The sequence below is a fragment of the Rhodococcus sp. IEGM 1307 genome (assembly GCF_030056915.1).
GTDB lineage: Bacteria > Actinomycetota > Actinomycetes > Mycobacteriales > Mycobacteriaceae > Rhodococcus_F > Rhodococcus_F opacus_D.
In genome coordinates, this window is the sequence record NZ_JASHKW010000058.1 from 1 (window position 1) to 2,542 (window position 2,542).

1 protein-coding gene is annotated in these 2,542 nt (G+C 69.8%); it reads right to left on the reverse strand.

Annotation, left to right across the window (positions count from 1 at the left end):
• On the reverse strand, nt 1-2,542 hold a 2,542-nt coding region (locus QM841_RS42770; RefSeq protein ID WP_283336779.1), incomplete at both ends, for a non-ribosomal peptide synthetase.

Here is a 2,542-nt window from a genome sequence, read left to right on the forward strand (position 1 = left end):
GGTCGAGGACTGTCTGCACGGTGGCGGTGAGGGTGTCGGTGTCCAGGTCGGGTGGCGCGGTGAGCAGGACCGATTGGCAGTACGTGTCGAGGTTGCCGCCGCGCTCGAGCAACCACCGCGCGATCGGCACGAGCGGTGCGGTCCCCACGCCACCGCCGGGAAGCTCGGCCAGCACGTCCGGGTTCCGGGTGGCCGCCACGTCGGCGAGGGCGGCCACGGTCTGGTGCTCGAAAACGTCGCGGGGAGTGAGGAAGACACCGTCCTCGTGGGCGCGGGCCACCAACTGGATGGCCATGATGCTGTCGCCACCGACTGCGAAGAAGGACTCGTCGGCGCTCACGGACGGCACGCCGAGGACCTCCGCGAAAACCTCGGCGAGGGCCATCTCCGTCGCGGTCGCCGGAGCGCGACCCGTGGAGACGCGTTCGGCAAAGTCGGGTGCGGGCAACTGCCGGCGATCGAGCTTGCCGTTCGGGGTCAGCGGCAGGCGGTCCAGGACCACCAGCGTTGCCGGCACCATCTGCGGTGCGAGAGTCGTCCGGGCGAAGCCGAGGACCCGCTCGATGTCGACAGCCCTCGTCTGTTCACCGTCCCGGGCGGGTACGACGTACCCGAACAGGCGCTCGGTGCCTCGGTCGTCGGAACGGACCGACACCGCGGCCTGTGCGACATCCGGGTGGCGGACGAGCGTGGCCTCGACCTCTCCTGGCTCGATCCGGTAGCCGTGCAGCTGAACTTGGGCGTCACTACGTCCGAGGAACTCGAGTTGACCCTGCGCGTTCCAGCGTGCGAGGTCGCCGGTGCGATACATGCGTCCTCCGCGCCCGGCCGGGTCCGCCACGTACCGGGTCACCGTCAGCCCGGATCGGTGCAGGTACCCACGGGTGACCTGGTTCCCGGCAACGTACATCTCGCCGGTCACTCCGGTGGGTACGGGGTGGAGCCGCCGGTCGAGGACGTACACGCGCAGTCCCGGAATCGCCCGGCCGATGACCGACCGCGCAGCGGGACGGGTATCGCCGAGGGGATGCCTGCTCACGTGCACGGTGGTCTCGGTGATGCCGTACATGTTCACGAGCTGGGGTCCGGTGGGTTCGTGCCGGTCGAGCCAGTCGACGAGGTGACCGTGCTCGAGGGCTTCGCCGCCGAAGACGACGTACCGCAACGCCAGGTCGGTCGGCTGGTTCCGTTCCGCCGTGGCCAACTGGGCGAACGCGGTGGGAGTCTGGCACAGGACCGTCACCCGCTCCCGGCGGAGCAGGCCCAGGAACTCGTCGGGTGAGCGGGCGGTGACGGTGTCGACGACGACGAGGCGGCCACCGTGCAGGAGGGCGCCCCACAACTCCCATACCGAGAAGTCGAAGGCGGCCGAGTGGAAGAGCGTCCACACGTCGGTCTCGGCGAAGTCGAACGCAGGCCGGGTGTTGTCGAACAGTGTCGTGACATTGCGGTGTGTCACCACGACACCTTTCGGGCGTCCGGTCGACCCCGAGGTGTATACGACGTACGCGACCGCGTCGGGGGTGAGCCCGGCCCGTCGCTCCGGATCGGTGATCGGTTCCGGCGACAGACCCATCAGGTGCGTGCGTGTGTCCGCGTCGTCGACGAGCACCGTGGGAAGGTCCCGCCGCAAGCGGGCCGCGTGATCGGTCGAGGAGACGAGACACACCGGGGCGGCGTCGGACATCGTGGCGTCGAGCCGGTCCGCCGGGTGACCGACGTCGAGGACGAGGTAACCGGCTCCCGCTTGCTGTGCGGCCAGCAGGGCGACGACCAGATCGATCGAGGGTGGCAGTGCTACGGCGACGACCGTGTCGGGGGCGGCGCCCAGTTCGACGAGATGCCGGGCGAGTCGGTAGACGCGGGCACCGAGGGCCGCGTAGGTGAGCGTTTCGTCGGCATCGGTCAGCGCCGATTCACCGGCGAAGCGGTGGACGGACCGAGTGAACCGGTCGGCGAGTGTGGCCTCGGCTGGTTCCGCCACGGGCGAAGGAGGATTGCACCCGGTCGTCAGCGTGGCCCGTTCGGTGTCGTCGAGGAGGTCGACGTCCCCGACTGGCCGGCCGGGGTCCGCGGTCACCGAGTCGAGGAGCCGGAGGAAGCGTACCGCGACACTCTCGACGGTGGTGCGGTCGAAGATGTCGGTGGCATAGGTCAACGCGGCCGACAGGCCGGGGCGTGCGGGGTCCGCATGTTCGCGGAGGGTGAGCTGAAGGTCGAACTTCGCGAGGGGCGGAGCGTCCTCGGCGACCGTCACCGTCAGGTCCGGCAGCTCGAGGCGGAGTGGTACCTCGGTCCCATAGTCGATCAGGACCTGGAACAACGGTGTGTGCGTCGTGGACCGCTCCGGCGCCAGCACGTCGACGAGCATCTCGAAGGGCAGGTCGGCGTGCATGAATGCACCGAGGTCCGCGTCGCGGGTTCTGGTCAGCACTTCGCGGAACGAATCGGCCGAGCCGACCGGGGTCCGGAGGACGAGCGTCCCGGCGAACATGCCGACCAATGGGTCCAGCCGGGGATCGGGGCGGCCGGCGACGGGGGT